The sequence below is a fragment of the Bacteroides sp. HPS0048 genome, from assembly GCF_964240755.1.
Lineage (GTDB): Bacteria > Bacteroidota > Bacteroidia > Bacteroidales > Bacteroidaceae > Bacteroides > Bacteroides nordii.
The window spans coordinates 163,346-185,303 of the sequence record NZ_CAXSVC010000004.1 but is presented as its reverse complement, the minus strand read 5'-3'; the positions used below and the strand labels follow the sequence as shown (position 1 = coordinate 185,303).

At 41.2% G+C, this 21,958-nt stretch carries 16 protein-coding genes; all 16 read right to left on the bottom strand.

What is annotated here, in order from left to right:
• Nucleotides 1-2 precede the first annotated feature (2 nt).
• Entirely contained in the window at nt 3-1,076 is a 1,074-nt protein-coding gene (locus tag ACESQI_RS04975) for an endonuclease/exonuclease/phosphatase family protein (RefSeq protein WP_007485436.1), read from the bottom strand.
• A gap of 71 nt (nt 1,077-1,147) precedes the next feature.
• Nucleotides 1,148-3,796 carry an ATP-binding protein gene (locus ACESQI_RS04970; protein WP_007485437.1) on the bottom strand — a complete coding sequence of 883 codons (2,649 nt, stop codon included), beginning with the start codon at nt 3,794-3,796 and terminating at the stop codon, nt 1,148-1,150.
• A 51-nt stretch (nt 3,797-3,847) separates the two neighbouring features.
• Nucleotides 3,848-5,047, bottom strand: a complete 1,200-nt coding sequence (locus tag ACESQI_RS04965; protein ID WP_007485438.1) for a glycosyltransferase family 2 protein — start codon at nt 5,045-5,047, stop codon at nt 3,848-3,850.
• Between the two features lie 13 nt (nt 5,048-5,060).
• Nucleotides 5,061-6,485 (bottom strand): hypothetical protein, encoded by a 1,425-nt coding sequence (locus ACESQI_RS04960; protein WP_007485439.1) that lies wholly within the window; start codon nt 6,483-6,485, stop codon nt 5,061-5,063.
• 16 nt (nt 6,486-6,501) lie between these two features.
• Nucleotides 6,502-7,350, bottom strand: a complete 849-nt coding sequence (locus ACESQI_RS04955) for a glycosyltransferase family 2 protein (protein WP_195660107.1) — start codon at nt 7,348-7,350, stop codon at nt 6,502-6,504.
• Nucleotides 7,351-7,353: 3 nt separating this feature from the next.
• Nucleotides 7,354-8,496 (bottom strand): glycosyltransferase family 4 protein, encoded by a 1,143-nt coding sequence (locus tag ACESQI_RS04950; protein ID WP_007485441.1) that lies wholly within the window; start codon nt 8,494-8,496, stop codon nt 7,354-7,356.
• On the bottom strand, nt 8,493-9,401 hold the full coding sequence (locus ACESQI_RS04945) for an SP_1767 family glycosyltransferase (protein ID WP_007485442.1): 909 nt from the start codon (nt 9,399-9,401) through the stop codon (nt 8,493-8,495). The genes ACESQI_RS04950 and ACESQI_RS04945 overlap by 4 nt, the downstream gene beginning before the upstream one ends.
• Nucleotides 9,398-10,552: a glycosyltransferase family 4 protein gene (locus ACESQI_RS04940; RefSeq protein WP_007485444.1), complete on the bottom strand. Its 1,155-nt coding sequence runs from the start codon at nt 10,550-10,552 to the stop codon at nt 9,398-9,400. Before ACESQI_RS04940 ends, ACESQI_RS04945 begins: the two co-directional genes overlap by 4 nt.
• Nucleotides 10,549-11,655 carry a glycosyltransferase family 4 protein gene (locus ACESQI_RS04935; protein WP_007485446.1) on the bottom strand — a complete coding sequence of 369 codons (1,107 nt, stop codon included), beginning with the start codon at nt 11,653-11,655 and terminating at the stop codon, nt 10,549-10,551. The genes ACESQI_RS04940 and ACESQI_RS04935 overlap by 4 nt, the downstream gene beginning before the upstream one ends.
• Nucleotides 11,656-11,732: 77 nt before the next feature.
• Nucleotides 11,733-13,193 (bottom strand): lipopolysaccharide biosynthesis protein, encoded by a 1,461-nt coding sequence (locus tag ACESQI_RS04930; RefSeq protein WP_007485447.1) that lies wholly within the window; start codon nt 13,191-13,193, stop codon nt 11,733-11,735.
• A gap of 8 nt (nt 13,194-13,201) precedes the next feature.
• Nucleotides 13,202-14,281 carry a hypothetical protein gene (locus ACESQI_RS04925; protein ID WP_007485448.1) on the bottom strand — a complete coding sequence of 360 codons (1,080 nt, stop codon included), beginning with the start codon at nt 14,279-14,281 and terminating at the stop codon, nt 13,202-13,204.
• Between the two features lie 1,148 nt (nt 14,282-15,429).
• Nucleotides 15,430-16,611: a glycosyltransferase family 2 protein gene (locus ACESQI_RS04920; protein WP_007485449.1), complete on the bottom strand. Its 1,182-nt coding sequence runs from the start codon at nt 16,609-16,611 to the stop codon at nt 15,430-15,432.
• Nucleotides 16,612-16,614: 3 nt separating this feature from the next.
• Nucleotides 16,615-17,517 (bottom strand): glycosyltransferase family 2 protein, encoded by a 903-nt coding sequence (locus tag ACESQI_RS04915; RefSeq protein ID WP_007485450.1) that lies wholly within the window; start codon nt 17,515-17,517, stop codon nt 16,615-16,617.
• The gene (locus ACESQI_RS04910) at nt 17,510-18,868 is read right to left on the bottom strand and encodes an O-antigen ligase family protein (RefSeq protein WP_320970629.1); all 1,359 of its coding nucleotides are present in this window, start codon (nt 18,866-18,868) and stop codon (nt 17,510-17,512) included. The genes ACESQI_RS04915 and ACESQI_RS04910 overlap by 8 nt, the downstream gene beginning before the upstream one ends.
• The gene (locus ACESQI_RS04905) at nt 18,858-21,092 is read right to left on the bottom strand and encodes a hypothetical protein (RefSeq protein WP_007485452.1); all 2,235 of its coding nucleotides are present in this window, start codon (nt 21,090-21,092) and stop codon (nt 18,858-18,860) included. The genes ACESQI_RS04910 and ACESQI_RS04905 overlap by 11 nt, the downstream gene beginning before the upstream one ends.
• A gap of 11 nt (nt 21,093-21,103) precedes the next feature.
• Nucleotides 21,104-21,853 carry a TolC family protein gene (locus tag ACESQI_RS04900; protein ID WP_044166278.1) on the bottom strand — a complete coding sequence of 250 codons (750 nt, stop codon included), beginning with the start codon at nt 21,851-21,853 and terminating at the stop codon, nt 21,104-21,106.
• Between the last annotated feature and the right edge of the window lie 105 nt (nt 21,854-21,958).

Sequence of the window (21,958 nt, the reverse complement as noted above, 5' to 3'; positions counted from 1 at the left end):
TTTTATATCTTCATTCTCATCAACACTGGTTTATGATCGCTATAATCCACTTCCGGAGAGAAATAATCCAACCCTTCAAAGTCTTTTGTGTGTAGGATATAGTCAATCCTCAACAGTTTCTTGAAATAGTGGAAAGTGTACATATATCCATGTCCACAGGTTTGAAAGCCATCTTTTAGTTTATCGCCTTTCATGGTGCGATATGTATAGGATGAAGGCAGTGAGTTGAAGTCACCGCATACCAGTGTAGGGTAGGGGGAAGCGGTTATCATCCTATGCAGTTTTGCTGCTTGAGCAGCACGTTTCACAAAATTCTCTTCCAGCCCTGCTGCCAGTTTATGAATTGCATTTTCGGTACCGGTTGTATTCTCTGTGGCGAGTTCTTTTTCTAAAATGCGTTTGTTACTGCTCACCTCTGTTGTCTGGAGATGGTTATTGAAGATACGGATTGTTTTTCCATTCACATTGATATCGCATTGCATACTGCAATTTCTGCTGTCCGGATGCGTGATAAGTACAGTATTCCGGATGGGATACTTGCTGAACAGAGCTACTTGCAAAATGGACGTTCCGTCTGTTGGTTTGGGTATAGAATAGTAGGGCCATGCAGAAAGAACCTGCTTTATACTATCCTCATTGAACTCACGGTTACTGCCAAATTCCTGTATACACAGGATATCTGCACCTTGTTCCTCCATGAAGCGGGCTATTTCTTTACAGGAATATCCGGTCTGATCCCCATTAAAAGCATCCACGTTGTAGGTAGCGAGAGTTAGTGGTGCTTTAGCTGTATCCGGAGAAGAGAACTGAATAATCCGGTTCAGGTATGCCCAGTTGCCAAGGATGGCGATAAGGGGGATAAGTAACCATATACGGAGCCGTGTGGTCCAATAGATAAGTACGATAAGATTTATTAGCAATAATACCGGCAATGCAAGGCCTATAAAGGCAAAGCCAATGTATTTGTCCGGAGATACGTAACCGGAGAAAGCTCCTGCCAGTGTTATACCTGCCAATATAAAGGTTATTACAATTGATATGAAATAAAATAGTTTGAATACAGCTCTTCTTCCCATAATTGTTTAATTGACAATTGACAGTTGACAATTGACAGTTATTTAATAGTCCACTGTCAATTAAACAATTGTCAACTCTTTAAGTACTTCTTTATAATAGTTTTTAATTTCTCTTGTGCTATCGGCTTTGGGATAAACTCCGTACATCCTGCATCCGCAGCAGCGTTTCTGTCATATTCATAAGCAAATGCACTTTGCATGATGATAGGTACATCCGGAGATAGTTCACGAATGATCTTGGTAGCCTCCAATCCATTCAGGTTGGGCATTTTGATATCCATTAATATCAGATCCGGTTTTACTTCTTCAAACATCATAACTACTTCCATACCATCTCGTGCACGTGTCAAATTGTAGTTTTTTTTCAGTATTGCATTCAGTAGATCGTAGTTACTGTCAGTATCTTCAGCTATGAGAATGGTTGGTATGTCTGCTTCTTTATCTGCATTGCCGGGTTGTAATTCTACGGTAACTTTGTTATTTTCCGTATTTATAGGTGAAGGCTTTTTTCCCAGTGTAGATGGTTCTGTTTCTACATTGGATTTTGCCGGTAGCCAAAAAGTGAATGTTGTTCCTTTTCCTACTTCTGAGGTTACAGAGATCTCTCCGCCCAGCCGTTCAATGATTGTCTTGCAGATAGAAAGGCCGAGTCCCGTTCCTTGTGCCGTATTATTCAGTTTCATAAAGCGTTCAAACACTTTGTTCACTTTATCTGCTGCGATGCCTGTTCCTGTATCCGTCACATGGAAGATCACCTTTTCTCCTTCTTGTCGGTATCCGTAACTGATACTTCCTTCTGTTGTAAACTTTAAAGCATTTCCTATCAGGTTGGACAATACCTGGAAGATACGATTCTTGTCAGAATCAATAATAGTTGTTTCATTTGAAGGTTCATACAGTAGTTGTACACCTTGTGGAGTACGAAACACATGTGCATCATGAATTTCCTTACATAGTCCATTCAGCCTTACAGGAGCATAAGTAAATTCTACAATACCCGATTCTATTTTTGATAAGTCTAGTATCTCATTGATCAGTTGAAGTAACCGTTCGTTGTTGGCATCTACAATGGTATAGTACTCTTGTCTTTCGTCAGCATTCTCACTTTCTGCTATGAGGCGTGAGAATCCTACGATGGCATTTAGTGGGGTACGTATTTCGTGGCTCATGTTTGCCAGAAAAGCCGACTTCATATTATCCGATGTTTCTGCTTTTTCTTTAGAAATCATCAACTCCCGCTTCATCAGTTCCAACTGTGTGATGTCCCATTCAATACTGATGACAACCGGTGAAAAGTCTTTCCCTTCTACCTTTATCTTCTGTTTATCCAGAATAATCAGATTTCCATTCTTATCTTTTTCTTCCGTCACCCAGTGTTTGCATTTTCCGGTGGCAGCAACCTCCATATCTTCTTTTCGCTTCTGCTCGGCCACCTCCTGCGGATAGTAGTCAAAATCAGTCATACCGATGGTTTCGTTCTCAAAACTCATATCCCGGTTATATGACTCCCGGTTACGGTATATATAGCAGAAATCGCTATTTACATCTTTGACCACAATGCCTGCCGGTAGATTTTCCATCGTGGTATCCATGATACTGTTCAGGCGTTTTATCTGCGATTCGTAATGCAGGCGTTCTGTGATATCATGTGTGAATGACCAGTAGCTACTTTCTCCTTCGTCACTTGTTACGTGATACATTGTTCCTTCAAAGGCTAATATCTTTTTATTACCGGGTATCGGCTGATAAGCGATGAAGTTACAGTAACCTTCTTCGTTTATTTGCTTATATCTCTGTTGCCACTCTTCGGCTGTTTTCATATCACCCGCCAATTCATAGATCTTGTACAAGTCTAATTTATCTTCTTCCGATATTCCATGATTCTCTTTGAATAATCTGTTGGCGAATATCAGTGTGCCATCTTTCCGGGCAGCAAAAATACTTTCTTTGGCATTATTGATAGCATGTGTAAGCGTATTTATATCATTCCGATGGCGTTGTATATCCGTCACATTTTGTACATATCCTTCCATGTAAAATGTTCCATCGGACAGTTCTTCCCGGGTGTACGTTTGTATTCTCAGATAATATACTTCGCCATCATAGTTAATGCGGTAGCTTGTGCTATTTTCATTCATTTCTTTCTCATTATTCTCCAGCCACTTAGCAAAAAGACTTTTGTCTTCCTCTACTATCATCTCATAGTAACGTTCGATTGGAATAGAGCGTTGTGTTTCTCCACAGAGTATACCTGTGTATCCCCAGTAATAGAACATCCGTTCTTTACTGACGTATTTCCATTGTCCGATCTGGGCAGCCTTTTGAATCTCTTTTAATTCATGATTAGTGCGTTCCAGCTGTAGTTTCACATTGCTTCGAGCCGTGATATCCCGATATTGGCAAAGTACTTTATCCTCATAAGGATACATGATACATTTGAAGTAATACGTTCCCTCTGCCAATTCTAATTTATAGTTTTTGCTAACACTTTTTTGTTTGTCTATAACCTGCCGGAAAATCGGGACCAGCTTCTGACGAGTATGCAGAGGCAATAAATCAAATATGTTTTTTCCCAATAGTTTCTCTTCCTGCAGAAACCAAAGATTACTGTGTGTATCAATGTCTACGCAAGTCCCATCCTGATCTACCAGTATCATTGTGTCAGCTGTGATTTGCAGTATTTTTTTTGCGTTCTGCGCGTCATGCAATGTTCTGTCCATATGGTATTATGATTTATGGTTTATGATTCATGAATTATGATTTATGAGGATTTATTTCCCTCTTTTAGCCTTTTCCCACGCACCGGTTCCACGTTTTTTCCTCAGATATCCTATTCCCTTCAGTACATTGACGTTCATAAAAAGAAAATAATAAGGAATAAACAGCAGTTTGTTTTTTATCTGTCGTGTTGACAGGTAATACCCCCCAAGCCCCAGAATGTAGAACAATATCTGAAGTATTAGAATCGTTCCGTAGATCTCACACGAAGCTCCCATACACAGTAATAGCGCATTGAGTGGCAATAACAGAAACAACAGTATGGGAGTGAGCGACCATCGTAGTACCCGGTGCGATACATATTGGAAACTCAGTATCCCATAGCGGAACGGATTCAGCAACGGGCGCAGTCTCCAGATAGATTGCAAACCTCCGGCAGCGATGCGTACTTTTCGTTTTTCTTCTTCGTGCATATCCGCCGATCCGCTTTCGATAGCGTATGCTTCAGTGCAATAAGCGATTGTGTACCCTTGCATGGCAATACGCAGTGAGAGGATGAAGTCGTCCAATAATGTATCCTGTTCCATCTCTTCAAACAATTCCCGGCGTACGGCAAACAGTTCTCCAGCAGCTCCTACGGCCGAGTACAGTCGTGCATCCAAGGCTTTCAGGGTTGATTCGTATTTCCAGTAGATACCTTCTCCTCCGGCAGCTGCACCATCCCGTGTTTGTACGGCAATTCGTTTCTCTCCGGCCACACAGCCTACGCGTGTATCCTCAAACGCCAATACGATTTCGCGGATAGCCTCCTGGTTTACCATCGTATTGGCATCAGTAAACAGTACAATAGGCGTGTTTATCAACTTCATACCCCGGTTCATCGCAGCAGTTTTTCCTTGTCGTTCGGGTTGAAACAGTACGGTGGCTTTTCCTTCCCAACGAGTGCGTAGCTGTTCGTTTGTTCCGTCATTACTACCATCTGTCACCCATACGATGTGTAGTTTATCCTCTGGATAGTCCAGTTCGAGAGAATTTTTCATCTTTTCGTCCACCACCTCTTCTTCGTTGAAAGCGGTGATAAAGAGCGTTACTTCGGGCAGTGTACTGTCTTCGGGAAGTTTTCGCTTTATTGGTTTTACAAAAAGCTCTTTCACCTTTACGAGCAGGTAGAGAACGATACCATAGCCCAGATATGTGTAGAACACAATGAAGAGGGCTATCCAAAAGATGATTTCAATCCAAAGAGTATTCATATAGTAAGTATCTTTATTTTATTCTGTTGAGTAATTCTGTTTTCTTCTGTGAATCTTTAAGCATATTCACAAAATAAAGAGCATCTGCTTTGTTGGAAGCATTACTCTTATCATTTTCGTATTGTTCCACAAAATGTGTGGCATGTTCTGTCAGATACTTCCGGCAGTCTATGTTTAACATTAGTTTATCTTCAAAGTCAGCATATGACAGTCCGCTAACGGCGTTATCTGTTTCGATAGAAACAATATCCTGTTTCTTCAGACCTGTCAGATTGACGGTGACAGACGGGTAGTAGAAGTATTGTCCGCTTGGTAGGTCAACGGTTAGTTTCAGGGTCGTTTCATCTATAACTTCTATTTGCGGAGCGGCCCCATGAGTACGGTAGTAATTATATTCATAATACTCTTCCTGAGAAGGGAACCACATGGAGTCGTCTCCGTCTTTACCATAATTGTCATTGAGCCAAAGCAGGAAGTTTACCCAGCCAGAGTCTGTTCCGTGTACTCCGATATAAATAGCCATTCTTTCTTCTTTAGGCTTTTGGAGTTGTTCTTCGATCAAGGGTTTAAAGTAGTTGGGAGAATCGTTAAACCAGCGTTCGATTAACACATTGTGTAAATCGTCTGTCACTTTAAAAGGGTACAGTTTGACTGTTCCTGCCTGTGCTACCATGGTTTGTATGGGAGGATATTCAAGTGCTGCGGTTACGTATGCCTTATTGCCATCCGGTTCAGCCAGTGTTTTACAGCCCCGGCCATTGAGGTGTTTCAATATGCTATCTTGTGCATTGGGATATTGTTTTATCAATACATTTACGTCTTTTTCATTGTTTACGACAAGATTATGGAAGGCGATTCCCCAACCATAATTCAGCATTTCGCGTACATTATTCCACACCAAACCTTTCTTTACCCCAAAGCGAGAAAAGTTCTTTTGATAATGTAATAAGATTTCACTTTTTTCATTCATCCATGTCTGGTCGGGGGCAAGCGTAGTAGTAGGGGCGAAGCGCACCTCATTGCCAGCTCCGTTAGTACTTCCAAGTGTTTTTCCCAGATACCAGATGTCGGGCGGGAGATCTCCCCATAGAAGATGTCCCGCATTATAAAAGTATTTGTTTGTTAAAGGTTTCCCATTAATGGCTGCCCATGTGCAAGAGAATGCTACTTGTTTGCAATCATCTTGTGTCAGCATGAATAACCATGATTTATTATATTTCAGATATGGAATTGTCGCATGTAAATTTCTATCTGATAAGGGAGTTCTGGTTTTAATGAGAATCTCCGTTTTAACATTTTCCCCTTCATTTTGGAAAGGATAGAGGTACACCGGTTTGTCTTCTATTAAATTACCTCTGCTTAAGTCTATCTCCTTGATGCATGATGATGTAAATAGGGAAATAGCTAACAACATAAGATAGATAACGTTTTGTTTCATGAATTATACCGGTCTTTTATTTTATTAAATTAGAATCTTCATCTTTGTAACTCTCTTTCCGGGTGAATAGCCCGGCGATACCTTTCACTGCTTTAATGATTCTTATTTTGAAACTATTCATAAGTGAACCATCAGCATTGATAGTACCATTACTTGTCAGTACTCTTGCTTTGCGGTTTGTGATGAACATTAGTTTACCATATGGCTTCATAGCCAAAGCCAGTGACCCGTCTTCTCCGCGAATGACATCTGTCCTGAAACCAAATTTTCGGGCCAGCTCTGTATGAAAACCAAAAGACATACCTCTTACACAGAGTTCCGGACGCTTGATAGCCTGAATGCGTAAATGTATATCCCGCAGACTCTCGTAGCACCATAACCCCAGTCGTGAATGTTTTTCATCCGTCATGAAACTCCACAAGCTGAATGTAGTTACTACTTCTGGTTTCATGAGTTGTTCAACATGTGTCCTGATGTAGTAGGGGGGATAGATTGTATCAGCGTCAATACAGAGATGCAGTTTGCCACGTGCATGGTTTAAACCACATTGCCGGGCATAACCAGGTCCTTTTTGTGATTCATTATAATAGCGTGCTCCTAATTGTTTCAAAACTTCCTCCGTATCATCTGTTGAATTATTATTGACGGTTATTATTTCAATAGGGAAGTTGCATTGATTGTCACAAAGTGACCAAAGGCAACTCAGAAGATGAGTTGCTTCATTATGAGCGATGAGCACTATGCTTGCTAATGGTTCGTTGTTTTGGCATTTAGCCAGTTTCTTGTGTACCTCCTCAATAATGGGGAAAGGCACTTCGGAAACAGGTTTTTCATATACTTTAATGTATTTACTATACCACTTCATACATCAATCTTTTTTTGTTATTGATTGGAATAATTCTTCCCATTGTTCAGAGATATTTTCCATTTTATATTTTTGGGCATCCGCATAGGCTTGTTGCCCCATTTCCTGACGTTTTTCCTCATCCTTAATGAGATTACCTATTTTTTCTGCCAAATCTTCAGTATTACCATTCTCTGCTAATAATCCGTTTATTCCATTCTTAATAATGTCACGTGGACCGCATGGACAGGCAAATGACACTGGCGGAACTCCGCATCCCATTGCTTCCGTAATTACCATTCCAAACCCCTCATACCGCGATGAAAGTACAAAAATGGAGCTTTCGCCGTATTTATCAGCAATATTGTTTACCGTATGTTCCAGCCGGCATTTCTCTGTTAGTCCCAGACGTTCTATCTGTTCTTGTAGTTCTGCTCTCAAAAAACCGTCACCATAGATGTGCAGTGTCCAGTCCGGGTATTTTTGTGCTACAAGTGCCCAGCTATCTATTAACATGTCAAATCCCTTCTGTGGTGCGTATCGTCCTACTGCTATTACCCGCTTTGCTTTACCGTCCGATACCTTGTTCAGTGGTGTAATAATAGGATTGGGAATGATGCTTAAATTGGTTAGTTCCGACCAAAACCCTGCTTCTTCGTGCGTTAGCAATACAACCCGTTTCAATTGCGACAGATTGCGTACAAACTTTTTGTTCCATTGTGCTTTCAGCCACTTCAAAAGAGGGTTTCCACTTTTTAGCGCTTCAGCTCCATATGCATAGCGGGTGACATGAAATTCTCCAATCTTAATGCTACCGTCATCCAGTTTGTTTATAAAATTTAGTTCCCGTCGTAAAGTAGATATGGTAATATCCGGACGGAGTTCCCGTAATACTTTGGCAAACCTTTTTCGGAAACGATGATAACGGAATGGATATTTGAGCAATTTTATGAGGCGTGACTGGCTATAGGGATAGTCGAAAGCTACTCCCAGATCAATGTGTCTTACCTGCGGTGACAACGGGAAATACGGCTTGCGATCTCCAAGTTCTGAGGTAATAATTGTCACCTCATTTCCTTGTTCGGCAAAGTAGTTGGCTTTGAACGTGATAATACGTTCCAAACCTCCCGATGCTTCTAAAGAGGGCAGATAATATACTAATCTCATATTCTTGCAATGATTTGTTTCTGATATTCTTCTCCGGCATCAGCTACCTGGCTGCCGTCTGGTGCTTCGTTCACGTATTTACGTTCCAGTTTCACCTTTCTTTGTGCACCCATTCGCCACCATTCGTATTCAATATCTACATGTCCTATATCCATTGCCTGGCGTCCGTTTTTAAACAAATCGTATGCCAATACGGTTGCTGTGGGTCCTAGAGCAATCAAGTAGAGTGCTTCCTTTTCCAGTTGGAGTGCTTCGTTTAGGATATCGTCGTATCGGCTGAATGCGTCATGTGGCGGACAGAGAATGCGTCGGATACTGCGTGCACCGCTAAAGAGATCGTTGCCCACTCCCAACCGGCTCTTTTCGCCTTCTATAAATACAACATCCCGTCCGTCCCAAATACCCCGCATGGCCTCAAACCAGCGTCCGCAAGCTTCTTTCGAGGCAAAATCCATATAAGGACGGGTTACAAATGTATTGTAGTACAAGCGTCCGGGTTCGAGGTATTTATCCCACCACGAACCGTACAAGAAGAAATGTGTACGCCAAAACCGGCGTGCTTTACGGTTGTAGCGATAAATGTCTGAAAACATGTCTGATACGCACACTAAATGTCCCTCTTCATGGCTTGTCAGCACCTCTCTAAGTCGTGCAGCCAATTGCGGATTTCCTTTTTGAAATCCGATTTCCTTATCGGCACAAGTCAGTAGCATCTCTCCGTCGCCATAACGGCTTACAGCACAGTGCTTATCTATCACTGTCTGTATTGTTTCGTCAATGGAAGCTACCCGGGGGATTACTTTCTGCTTGCGGCGCAAAACAATGTACCAGAAGTTGTACCACTCTACTGTACTGCCATAACGTATTTTATAGCGTATTTTATGAACCAATGTTTTTATATTCATGGCAATATACTGTTAAACAATTCATCCCATTTTTGCATGATATTCTCCAGATTAAAACGGCGTACATTCATGACTGCTTTTTCTCCCATTTGTTTGCGTATATTTTCATTTTCGATGAGGAAGTTCAGCTTCTCTGCCAATTGATCTGTGTTTCCATTTTCTACCAGCACTCCGTCTTCTCCGTCGGTAATGATGTCTCGCGGACCACACGGACAGGTAAATGATACGGGTGGAATTCCGCATGTCATTGCCTCTCCCAATACCATAGGCATTCCTTCATAGCGTGATGAAAGTACAAATATGGAGCTTTCCGCCATTTCCTCTGCTACTTGTGCTGTGTTGCTTTCAAGCCGGCAAGTGTCATGGGATAATCCCAGTTCGTCAGCTTGTTTCTGATATCCGGTTCTTTCTCCGTCGCCGTGTATTACAAGTTGCCAGTCCGGATGCTTTTCACTCACTTTCTTCCAGGCGGGCAGCAGTAAGTCAAACCCTTTCTGGTAGGTATATCTTCCTATGGCGAGTATCCGTTTTGCTTCACAGCTTGATGTACGGGTTGCACGAAAAGTAGAAGGGTTATGTATACATATTACATTGTTCAGCTCTACCCATTTCTCCCGGTCTTCATTGGTCAGTACAACGAACTTTTCCAATTTTTTGAGTATACCCAATAGTTGTTTCATCCACATGCGGGCAGCCATTCTGCGGATACTTGCAGGCGCTTTTATGTCATTAAAATTCCGGTAGTTATCTCTACTGAAGTGGAATTCTCCTATTTTACGACTTCCGTCACGAATGGAGGTAATGAAGTTAATTTCCCGTCGCAATGTAGATATAGTGATATCGGGACGTAGTTCATAAAGCGTTTTGCGTAACCGTTTTTTATAAAGTTGCTGGCGACGAAAATAATTGTACAAACGTATGGCCAGATTTCCTCCTCCTATGCGGTCAAAGTTAAGGTCTAAATTTATTACTTTTATCAGTGGGGAGAGTTCATAATGCAACTTACGTCCCTTCTCTTCTGTGAGAATGATTGTCACATCATATCCCAGCTTTTCAGCCAGGTAATTGGCTTTTAATGTCAGTACGCGCTCCATTCCTCCCGAGGCATAAAGCCCGGGAATGCAATAGGCTAATTTAATTTTTCGATTCATAGGCTTTCGATCACATGCTTCATTTGTGTATTCCACGATAATTTTTCAAGTATAGATGCCCGGATTTCTTCTGGAGTTAATGTTACAGAATGTTGAAAATCAATAACCTTTTGTATGTCCAGCCGCGATTCATCTGCAGGAATCTTCATCACGTATGGCATCTCTTCAAAATCGTCGTCTATCTCAGAATAGACAAATGGGATGCCTCGTGCTGCGTATTCCCGGTTTTTCAGTGAACGGAGGTGCGTGATTCCACTCCGGTGTCGTGCCAGACTTCCGATACCTAATTGGCATTGATTGAATATATCGTCGAGTGCTTTACCGAAAAGAGGACCGTGAAAAATGACCGATTCTTCCAAATGATTCTCCGTCACTAATTGATGATACCCATCCATAATAGCGGGCACACCTTCTCCTACGATGTGCAATACAACGTTCGGGCGGGTAGGGGTGGTAGCTATTCCGCGAATAGCGCGGTCAAACCCATGCCACGGATGAATGGTTGCTACAGCTACAAGGTGCAGTTTGTCATCTTTCGGATGCAGATTTGTTTTCAGTGGCACGGCATTAAAGTCTATTCCGTTTGCTATACGAATGGTGGGCCGGCCAAAAATGGTTTTATGATTTGAAAATGTTACTATTTTGTCGATATACTTTGCCATTAAATGGCGCAGACATTTGTCCATGAATATGACGCGCTGGTATCCGAAAGATAACCCCTGGTACTCCTGGTCGTAGGGGTAAGTAGGGATTTCCATTACTATTTTGCACCCCATTTTTTTCAGTTTCTGAAGTAGATTGATCAGGAAAGGGGTGGTATTGTGGTCACTACGGATGTAAATGTGTCGGATGCCATTTTGACGTACATACCGGGCTATGCAGTTCAATCCTGTTCGTTTTAGAATTTTACCTTTTATCCCTGTACCATAATCTTGCAGCACGGAGTCGTCTATCATCCGGCGTTTCTTTCCGTTGCTATCGTCGAGCCAGCACACACGTGTGTCGGCACCACATTCACGAAGTGCTTTTACCTGGTAGCGGATTTTTTTACTTATGCCATTGGCTTCTTCAAAGCCATGAAAGATAAGGAACAAAATTTTCATTGTCTGCTTTGTTACTTACGGCTTGTTTTAAATGTATTACGGGCAAAATTTTAAACAAGCTTTTGTTTTATATCATTTCATTTTCTTTTTATTTTCCCGACCAGCCCGCGTACTTTTTTTATCAGGTCATATTCGTGTGTGATCTGTATGTACACCCCAAAGATAAGGAAACTTATCATACTTTTCAATAGTAGCGTGAAAAAAATATTATCCCCTTCTGTAAGGTAGTGTAACGGTAACAAGGCGGCAGCGATAAGCATGCTCAGAATAATGGGGGATGTAAACTGTCGTAATAATGTCCACATGCTGCGTTGCAGTGTTACACGGTACATTTGCCAGTAACATTGTATGAAGTTGATGCAAAATGTGCTGACGATACACCAGGCTACTGCTTCGAGTGTACCGAACCGGAAAATGCCTAATAACATGCCACTTACGTTGAGCGCAGACGAGAATACACCGCAAATAAACAAGCTACGTGTATCTCCGGCTGCCTGAAAAATACTTCCGGAAGAGGAGAGAATGATTTGTACACCTACCGAAAGTGCGAGTATGCGGAATATCGGCACGGAGGGTAGCCATTGGTTTCCGAAAATGACAAGTGTGACTTCTTCTGCAGTAAAGAATAAAAACACACTAAGAGGGATTCCGATGAAAGCAAGCAGGCGCAGGATGCGTTCATAAGCAGCCCCCAGTCGTTGTAGGTCATTTTGAAAGTCACTGAATATAGGGTGCATTACCGGAGTGATGACCTGTGTGATGTTTTGCAGAGGAAGCATCATCAGCCGATAGGATTTTTCATAATAACCCAACTGTGACATACCCATGTATTTGCCTATCAGTAATTTATCTAAATTTCGGCTGAAGTAGTTGATCACGTTGAACAGGAACTGATAGGCGGAATAGGAGAATATTTTACGAATAGCTCCCAGCCGGGGTATCAGTGGGAAGTGCTGAGGGTAGCGTTTGATTGATATACCGAAAATCAGCATACTTGATAAAATAGGACTGATAATTAATGCATATAACCCTGCACCACTCTGGGCAGCAATGATTGCTGCTGCGCCGCTTGCTACCTGTATGCCGAAACTACGCAGGGCGATGAACTTGAATTCTTTGTTTTTATAAAACAAGGCATTGGGCACGATGTTGGCGGAGGCAAAAAAGAGGTTGACACAGAGCAACTGGCATAGGGTACGTAGTATCGGACTGTTATAATAAGTAGCTATGGGCCATGAGGCTGCAAAAAAGAGTATGGACAGTGCTATACCCATCCAAAGCGTGAAGGAGAAGATGTCCGATAGTTCATGCTCAGTCAGTGTCTTATTCTGTATAATGGCAGGAGAGATGCCCATATCGGTAAAGATGCCGAAGAAAGCGATGATGACTGTGGCGATAGCAACGATGCCGAAATCGTCCGGCGAAAGCAGGCGTGCCAGCACTCCGGCTACGACGAGGGAGATGACGATACCGCTATATTTGGCAAGCGCAGTGTAGAATACGCCGGAGAAAAGCTGTTGTTTGAGATTGTTTGCCATGAAGAGGATTATAAATCAAAATTCAAAACCGATCGGTACGCGTTTTCATACGCATTTGCAACTGTATTAAGATTCATTTGTTGTTTGGCAAAGTGATAATTGTCTTCACCTTTACCCTGTCCGGAAAGTTGCTTTGCCTGCTTCAGGGCGTTTACTATACTATGTATGTCATCGGGAGTGAATATCGGATTTCCTGTCTCGCGAAGCAATTCGCCGACATTTCCCACATTTGGCCCTATCACTACTTTTCTAAATAAAAATGCCAGAGGGATATTGCCGGAGTTCAATATCTTTTTTCGTTGTACCAATATAACATCTGATGCAGCAATATAGTAAGGAAGTTCAGCGTTGTCTATCAACTCCTCACTGGCTCCCGCTTTGATGCCTTTCAGCTTCAGAAGCAGAGGTGCGAGGCGGTATCCGATGAAAGAGGCTATTCGTTTCCAACTGTTTCGTTGTTCGGGATGCTTCGAAAATGGAAGCATTCGTGGAGCCAATAAGAATTTTCTTTTGTGCCGGAAGTGCAGATAGCTTTTCAGTACCATGTTGATTTCTTCGTGGTTGCGGAATTTGCCGAAGGCGGTAATCACAAATTTGTTTTCGGGAATTCCGATTCTGGCACGCGCCTCTTCACGTGTGATGCTTTCATCGTATGTGTTTTCGTAAATGTGGTGAGGTATGATGACATTCTGACTGTGGGGATGACTTTGTTTGAACTCTTCCTGGCTGTATATGCCCATATGTACTACTAAATCGCTGCATGCTTCTATTATTTCGTATGCCTGTTTGATAACCGGATTGCTGTAATGAGGGCAGCTATTGTGGCGGGTATAAACAAATTTGGTTCCTACGGTTTTGAAATAGGCTATACGCTGTTTGAGACGCTCTATAACAGATACATCTGTACAATTCCAACCCACGACTTCTTCCGGCCATTGGAAATGGATAATGTCGTAGCTATCACTTTTCTCCCAGAAGTCACGGCAGGAGCAATGTATATCGATTTTTAGGTTTTGAATAGCCTGACACAGGACGTGGACAAATAAATTGTCGGCGTCATCTTCTCTGAAAACGATTAATGCTTTCATTGTTTTTTTATAATGCTTGTCCGTTTGGTTCATTTATATTTCAGAATAGAGGCAAAAATACATAAAAAATATTAGTATCTGTATTTGTTGGCTGAATTAATTTCTCTCCCGTACGTCTATAGTCCGAACTGTGAATGGGCTATGCTGTGCCATTAATCTAACCTTATTTTTCTAACCTGAGATTTCCAATCGGTATGGTAGATATTTGTAGTATCTTTACCTTATGTAATATTAACATTATTAACACCTTCCTTACATTTTGCATTTCCCTCCTCCTAAAAGTACGTTTTTTATCCTGTCAAAAGAAGTATTTCTTAGGGTGTAAACTTAGTATTTTAAGGGAGTCTTAAAATACTAAGTTTACACCCTGGAAAAAGCATGCTCTCTTACTCTTGTTGTTGCCTTTGTATCTGACTTATAATCAGTATCTTCTCGGTTGTCTTCCATTATCATCTCTCCTTTATCACCCCCTCTTGAGGCAATCTCATTATTTTTTCCACTTGTTCTTTCAGCTACTATACTTGTCAAAGAAACAATCTCATTGAATACTTGCCCTCTTTACTATGCCGTCTTTGCCGACTCTTCTTTGGATTTCACACGCAAGTCCTCCAGAGCGTTGTGGATGTCACATCGTTCCTTATCGTGTACAACAACTATATCTTTACCGGATATATGGTTTGCGTTAATTCTCTATTGGATTTCCAACGCTTTATTATAAATAGAAGAATATGTTTCTGATTTATTTCCTTTTTCGTAACAATTTAGTAATGCATATTTATTTGCTTTTTATCTCCATTGTCAATCTTTTGAACTTTCAGTTGGTTTCTCTACGGGGATCGCCTCGTTCCTCTACGAGAAACGGGTCGATCCCCGTAGAGTTTCGACCCGTTTCTCGTAGAGGAAAATAGGTTATGTATAGTCATCTGATTATCAGTATGTTATGAAATAAAATAATGTCTCATTTTTTTATGCGTCAAATCCTTTTTTGTAGCTCCTTTTATTTCGTTTTTATTTTCGGAATAGTTACAAATTCAGGTTCTACTAAGTGCAAATCTTAACGTTTAACTGGTATATTAAGAATTTAAAGAATGGGGGCATGATATTTATTGGTTGTTGTTAGAAACAGAGCATACTAATTCTCCCTTTTTTTATTTATTCTCACTTCCCTCGTGTTCCGTGTGTATGAACTTCTTATTTGCTCCTTTTAGTTTAAATAGATTGCCTATCATGATGAATGCTAATACTGGTATTCTCATGAGAGCTCTCAGCAGTCTGCCCGTCATTAGCTCCGAAGGTACAGGTACAAGCATTGCTACAAATTGTATGAATGACAGTATCCACCATTTTATACTCATCACCGGGCAAACCACCGTAGCCAGCAATGTAAACCCAAAAACAGCAGCTAATTGCACCAATCGTGGTGGGAGCATCCACTGTATTATCTTATCACAATAATCCCGATTGCCTTGTATCAGTGCTTTGGGGAATTCGGGCAGTGAAGCGCGTAATGCACCAAACTGAGCAGCTATCCAACGGCGGCGCTGATTACTGATAGCTTCCTGCCGCTGTGTCTTTTCATCGTATACAGGTAGGTCAGATATGTAGGCGATAAGTCCGCAGCTTTCTTTCAGTATTAATGCTTCGAGCTCTTTGTCTTCACCTGTTGTTTTCAGCTGTAACACATAACGACGGAAATTTTGTTCGGCTATCACCATTCCAGAACCGGACAGAGCGGCAGAGAGGCGTACGGCATTGTGTCCGCTACGAAAGAATCCATTATTGATCTCTTCACTTACAGCATCGAGCAACGCGATATTGGTAGTGAGATTTTTACTGGTACGGTGTGCCTGTAGAGCTATAAAACCTTGCGAGTAAACTTGATTGATGCGGGTGAGAAAATGAGGAACAGTGGTATTATCGGCGTCCATGATAATTATCGCATCGTACTTTCCGGCAGGTGTCTCCTGCATGGCGAGCTTCATTGCTTTTGCTTTGGAGCTATTCGCATAAGTAGCCTCCAATACCTTTACACCAAAACTACGTAAAGCATCATTCGTTTCCGGCTGCATATGATCGGAGATGACAAGGACGTCGTAAAGCGATGTCGGGTAGTCTTGTTTTAGAAAACTGCTAACAGAGTCTGCAATAACACGGTCTTCTTTGTAGGCAGGGAAGAGTACAAGGAAACGGTGTTGTTTCTGTGGCTTGAACTTTCTATCAATAAGATGTGATTGGAAACGCGAGGCGATGGCGAAGAAAAAAAGGTAGCCTACACAAAACGCCAGTGGAATAAAGAGTATCCAATCGATGAGAGTGATCCAAGTATTCATAGGTCAATTCTTTTTATTCGGTAAAGAAAAAAATGCAAATACACCTTTCCAAACAGCGAATGCCAGATCTGAACGGCGCTTGAGAAGATAGACGAGGCTGTTTTTTCCGGCAGCTACTGTCATTTGGTAGAGTATCGACAGGGAACAACGCATTCCTGTGAAATTGCGCCAGGAATAGAGCAGACGATTGCGTGTGAGATAGAAAATACGCAACGGGCTTTGCTGTCCGGTACTTTGGCTCTCTTTATGAAAGACGGTGCAAAGAGGCTCATACCATAACACATATCCAGCGCGGGTCATGGCTGTACACCAATCCAGTTCTTCATAATAGAGGAAATAGATTTCGGGCATGGGACCCACACGATTTACCACCTCACGTTTGATAAGCATAGCGGCCCCATGCAGATAGGGGCTGGGATGTGGAACGTCAAAAAAACTTCCGTCATCCGGACAGCCCATGCCAATAGGTTCATTACGCATTGTGATACTGCTCAATGGTGTGTATCCGGCAAATTGGATATGTTGTGGTGGAAAGGCAAAGCATATCTTGGGAGATACTGCTCCAATTTCGGAATGACTCTCCAACCGGTTGATGAGCGCTTGTATTCCGTCTGTTTCAAAATAAGTGTCGTTGTTGATAAGGAACAGATACTTACCCTGAGCTATTTCAAATCCCAGGTTATTTCCCCCGGAGAAACCAAGGTTTTGTGGACTGCGCACGGTGATTACGGTAGGATATTGCATTTTTATAATAGCTGCTTCGTCCTCTCGGGAGGCATTATCCACAACAATAATCTCATAGGATACCGAGTGGATGGTCTTATGAATGGATTCAATAAGTGCACATGTATCCGCTATGCCATTGTAGCAGATTGTGATAAACGATAGTAGAGGTGCGTTATTCATATTTATCAGAACTGTTGCTCTTTTTTTCTTTCTTTTCCTTCTCTCTTTCTTCCTCTTCTTTTAGCATTACTTTGTCTATATATGGGCCAGCGAAGCAGAGGGCAAAACCTGTGTAAACGACAATGGAATTGGGGTATTGCATCACGTCATTAGCATAGGCAGCAGCAAAGAAACCGGCATTCATACAAAGCCAGGCGGCAAGCAATCCGCGTAGGCGTTTACTCTTTATTTTGAATAACAAGATCCATGCACACCAGGCAAAAAGTACGCCATGCACTGCAAGATAGAGTATCAGACCTACAATACCTGTTTCCACCCATACAGATACCAACCAGGAATCTGGTGGATAAGGCATCAACTCTTTCGGATTGAAACGCGCTCCTTTGGATAGCCCCACGCCATAACCAAAGGGGCGATCTATCATAAGTTCTTTCATTCTCCTTCTGTTTTCTATACGTACTAAATAGGATGCATCTTCTGTGGGATGAAAAGTGCTTCGCATTTTACGAATGTATTGGTTGCCATTACCGATATTTGTAAAATAGAAAAAGCAAAACACAGCTCCAAGTGTAATGAGGCTGATAGTAATACTTTTTATATTTTTAGAGATAAGTGCAAATATTGTCAGTCCAACAAGAGGAATAGCCATTGCGGAGCGAGTACCGGAAATACCCACGCTATAGGCAGCAGCAATAGCAACAATAGCAAAGTATATTTTCATCCATTTAGGGCGAACTAACAGAGCGGATATAGCAAAGACGGTGAGTCCCATAGCTGAATGTACGCCATAATTGGCAGCATCTGAGAAGAAGGAGAAATAGCGTATTCCTGACCAAATAATATGTGTACGATACCCTCCCAATGTATAAAGAAAATAAAGTTCCTGATGATTGAATCCATGATTCTTCTGCCAATAACCTTTCATGAAAGCTATCAGAATAAATGCAGACCATATAAATAGCAACCATTCTATACCTTTGCGATCACGAATGGCAACTGGCACCAGCATAGCTATGGCAATAGGATAAATTGCATAATGGGTTATACTGATGTTCCAGGCTTCTTGCACATTATTGGGATTTCCGATTTCAAGAATATAGAATATGCCAATAAATACAAAAAGTCCCATCATTCCATTACGAGTTCTTGACAGATCGAAGTTCAGAGAGGAACAGCGCGACAATATAAAAGGTGTCATCAATAATACCAGGAGAGAGGTCGATACCCCTGTTTTGATATTGACAAACATACCACCTGCTACCAGTATAAACTGAAGGGCGAACAGTATATAAAAACTGATTGCCGACCGGTTGTCTTCGTGTATTTTCTCTTCTTTATTGTTAATCGTCATCTTCTTCTACTCCGGAAACACTTGTACGAGGATTTCTTTTTCTTTTCCAAACGTCTCTCCAATGAATCACATTTTCGGTCAAAGCCAGTTGTGACAGGAGATACATTACTTTGCGTAACGGTGTATAAGGTGGAAGCATCCCGGTATAGTTTTCTATATCGTATTTTGGAGCACGATTCAGGCAAAGATAAGGCTTGGTACCCAACTGAGCTTCAAGTTTTTGCAGTAGTATTTTGTCCGTAGTTTTCCAACCGTATTTTGCCGAAACAACCATTAGGTTTAATTGTGCTTCACGGAGTAGTGGAGTTGGGACATTACTTTCGCTCATAGCCGGATATTCTACAATCAGGATGTCTTCGTCACCGGGAGTATACAATTCTAGGATACTATTGGCTAACTGGAAGTCAGGGGAATTGGAATAGAAGTCAACTCCGTCTGTCAGCTTACGCACATTAAGTTCTAACTTTTTCCAATAGGTTTCAATAGATTCGGATACATAGGACTTCCCGCATCCTTCTTCCATACTAAGCATATTGAGTATGTAAGGAGCCCCTTCTTTTCGTTTTGTGAAGAATCTAAGTATGGCACTGCTGAGGTAACGAGTAGCGCTATTATCATAGGTAGTACTATACGGAGTAGACCTTCTTTTGTCAGGGAAATCACCCAGAATCGGACAACCGGTCAATTTACGGGTACGCCGGGAATCGCGTAATGTACGGTCTATCAGTTCTATTAATACAAAAAAACCTGCCAATAGTAAGAAAGTCCCTAAGAAAGCCATATAAACAATTTTACGACGGTTGCTCCCCTCCGGACTGATAGGATATGCAGGCGGATTGAGTACTTTAAGAGCAGCTGAAGTCATCTCAAGGTTCTTTTTACGCATCAAAGCTTCATTATAACTGGCAAGATTGGTCAAGTAGCTTTGCTCTGAGAAGCTGATAACACGTTCTTTACGCTTTATTGTTGTACCTACCGGAGCATAAAACTGGTATTTTTCATTCAAGTCTATACGGCTCTTCTTTACTATGTCCAACTCTGCCTTGGCCTTTTCGTATGCTAGGGTCTGGTCAAGCCATTGTTCAACGATATTAGTACGGGCAATTCCTGTCTTTGTATATTTATCACCCACATATTGATCAGAGATCTGCGATAGCTCCTTACGGGTTTTATTTAAAAGATCTTTGTACTCTTTTAATTGTTTTTCGTCCTTGATATTATTTACAGAGACAGTCTCCATTTCAGTGATTTTTCCGGTAAGGCCTGAAGCCTCTCTAAGTTTATCAACCAGATTCAGATTAGTAATGGCTTGTCTTGTGTTATTATCCATTTGGTGTTCTAACTCTTCAAGCATGGCTTTAGAACTGTTGTACGCAAATAATACGGTTTGTTCTCTTAGCTCAAACTCTTTGTTGATCGCAGCAATCTCTTTAGTTTCATCGTAATAGTTAATAATGCGGTTATCCACATTATACTTGGTGAGATCGTCTTCATGTTTAGTCAGTTCGGAACCAATACGATTTAGTTCGGACCTGAAATATTCGATTACTTTATCTGTTTCTCCATAACGAAGTATACGATACTCATTGACGAACTCTTTCATTAGTATCTCTATGGTGTTGTAAGTGATGCCAGGATCACCAGAAGAGTAGTTTATTCTCAATAAGTCACTATTTCCTAATCGGGTAACTTGTATTTTTTTTAATGCTGCACGGCTATAATATGGATGTTGATAATAGAAGAGTCCGTAAACGTAATTATTTACGTCTGCTTTCTCATATCTATTGAAATTCTCCATTGTTTTTTCCTCACTGGTTTTGTCAATAAGAGCGATCAGTTCTTTGCCATGAGGGCTATTTTTCATATGGTCGTATGTATATCTATAGCTGGATGCTGTAATGGAGTTTTGGTCTTTGTTCGGACTTCCTTTTACAAGTATACGGGCAAATAATCGCATGGATACACGCTTGAGGGTACTCTCAGATTGTATTATGTTAATAAGATTGTCAATTGCATTTTGAGCAATGGCCCAGTTTACTCCTACATTGTTGGCCTCAATGCCATAACCAGATACAACACCCGTATAGAGGGTTGTTTCTACATTATAATTCCCTCGCATGTTCGCTGTTTTGAAATAAACAAGAACTGCAATGAGAAGTGCACCTAAAATGATCCATACTAATTTGTGATATAAGGATCGGAAAAGATAGAGTATATAATCCATAGGTATTGCGTTTATTTTCGTAATATGGAAGTACGGGTAATAACTTCGAGTATCATCAGGCTTTTAGTAAGTTCAAATTTACTCTTTTCATACGCCTCCATTGCAGAAGATTGCCTTTGTTTTTCTACAGACAAGTCTCCGGTATCAATACTGTTATTGGCGAAGTTCTTTTCTGCAATTTCATATTGTAATGTGGCAAGTTCAAGTGCTTCTGCACGTAGCTTCAATACACTAAGTTGGGAATTGGCCGTAGTATACATTTCAATAATTTCCCGCTTCATTTCTTCGTATTTAATCTCTCTCTCCAGAGCTGCTCCTTGTAAGTTAAGTTTTTGACGCCTGACGCGAGCTTTCAAATCGAAAAGCCCGTCGAGAGGAATGTTCACGCCTGCACCAATCGTATAACCTTTCTGTGCCTGAGTAGTATAAGTAAGGTAGGGGGCAATAGCAACATCAGTGTATGTACCTTCGTTACCAAACATACCATATTGATAACTACCTCTCAAACTGAAAAAGCCAAGGAAGGCACGTTTCTCTTTTGCCAGTAATTTACGCTCTATTTGCTCCTTGACCTGGGCCAATTTATAGGTAGGTCCACCTTTTGCATTTTCAAAAAGTGAATCAAGTGGTGGTAATGTTATTTTGGTATAATCAGCTTGTTCCGGTCTTGAATAGTCATTCGCTTCCTGTGCCTTCATTAACGAAGGCACTGTACAAAGAAGAAGTATAGAAAAAGAATATAGACAGCAAAAATGCTTCATAATTATCCTAAATTGCTTGTATTTAATTGTGTAATCTACTGCAAATATAGATAATTATTTTATTCTGTGCTCTTTATGCTTCTTCTATTTTCTTTTTTTAATTAA

Excerpts from the sequence above, each read along its gene's own strand:
- ACESQI_RS04975 (WP_007485436.1), bottom strand. The coding sequence starts at position 1,076 with ATGGGAAGAAGAGCTGTATTCAAACTATTTTATTTCATATCAATTGTA.
- ACESQI_RS04970 (WP_007485437.1), bottom strand. The coding sequence starts at position 3,796 with ATGGACAGAACATTGCATGACGCGCAGAACGCAAAAAAAATACTGCAA.
- ACESQI_RS04965 (WP_007485438.1), bottom strand. The coding sequence starts at position 5,047 with ATGAATACTCTTTGGATTGAAATCATCTTTTGGATAGCCCTCTTCATT.
- ACESQI_RS04960 (WP_007485439.1), bottom strand. The coding sequence starts at position 6,485 with ATGAAACAAAACGTTATCTATCTTATGTTGTTAGCTATTTCCCTATTT.
- ACESQI_RS04955 (WP_195660107.1), bottom strand. The coding sequence starts at position 7,350 with ATGAAGTGGTATAGTAAATACATTAAAGTATATGAAAAACCTGTTTCC.
- ACESQI_RS04950 (WP_007485441.1), bottom strand. The coding sequence starts at position 8,496 with ATGAGATTAGTATATTATCTGCCCTCTTTAGAAGCATCGGGAGGTTTG.
- ACESQI_RS04945 (WP_007485442.1), bottom strand. The coding sequence starts at position 9,401 with ATGAATATAAAAACATTGGTTCATAAAATACGCTATAAAATACGTTAT.
- ACESQI_RS04940 (WP_007485444.1), bottom strand. The coding sequence starts at position 10,552 with ATGAATCGAAAAATTAAATTAGCCTATTGCATTCCCGGGCTTTATGCC.
- ACESQI_RS04935 (WP_007485446.1), bottom strand. The coding sequence starts at position 11,655 with ATGAAAATTTTGTTCCTTATCTTTCATGGCTTTGAAGAAGCCAATGGC.
- ACESQI_RS04930 (WP_007485447.1), bottom strand. The coding sequence starts at position 13,193 with ATGGCAAACAATCTCAAACAACAGCTTTTCTCCGGCGTATTCTACACT.
- ACESQI_RS04925 (WP_007485448.1), bottom strand. The coding sequence starts at position 14,281 with ATGAAAGCATTAATCGTTTTCAGAGAAGATGACGCCGACAATTTATTT.
- ACESQI_RS04920 (WP_007485449.1), bottom strand. The coding sequence starts at position 16,611 with ATGAATACTTGGATCACTCTCATCGATTGGATACTCTTTATTCCACTG.
- ACESQI_RS04915 (WP_007485450.1), bottom strand. The coding sequence starts at position 17,517 with ATGAATAACGCACCTCTACTATCGTTTATCACAATCTGCTACAATGGC.
- ACESQI_RS04910 (WP_320970629.1), bottom strand. The coding sequence starts at position 18,868 with ATGACGATTAACAATAAAGAAGAGAAAATACACGAAGACAACCGGTCG.
- ACESQI_RS04905 (WP_007485452.1), bottom strand. The coding sequence starts at position 21,092 with ATGGATTATATACTCTATCTTTTCCGATCCTTATATCACAAATTAGTA.
- ACESQI_RS04900 (WP_044166278.1), bottom strand. The coding sequence starts at position 21,853 with ATGAAGCATTTTTGCTGTCTATATTCTTTTTCTATACTTCTTCTTTGT.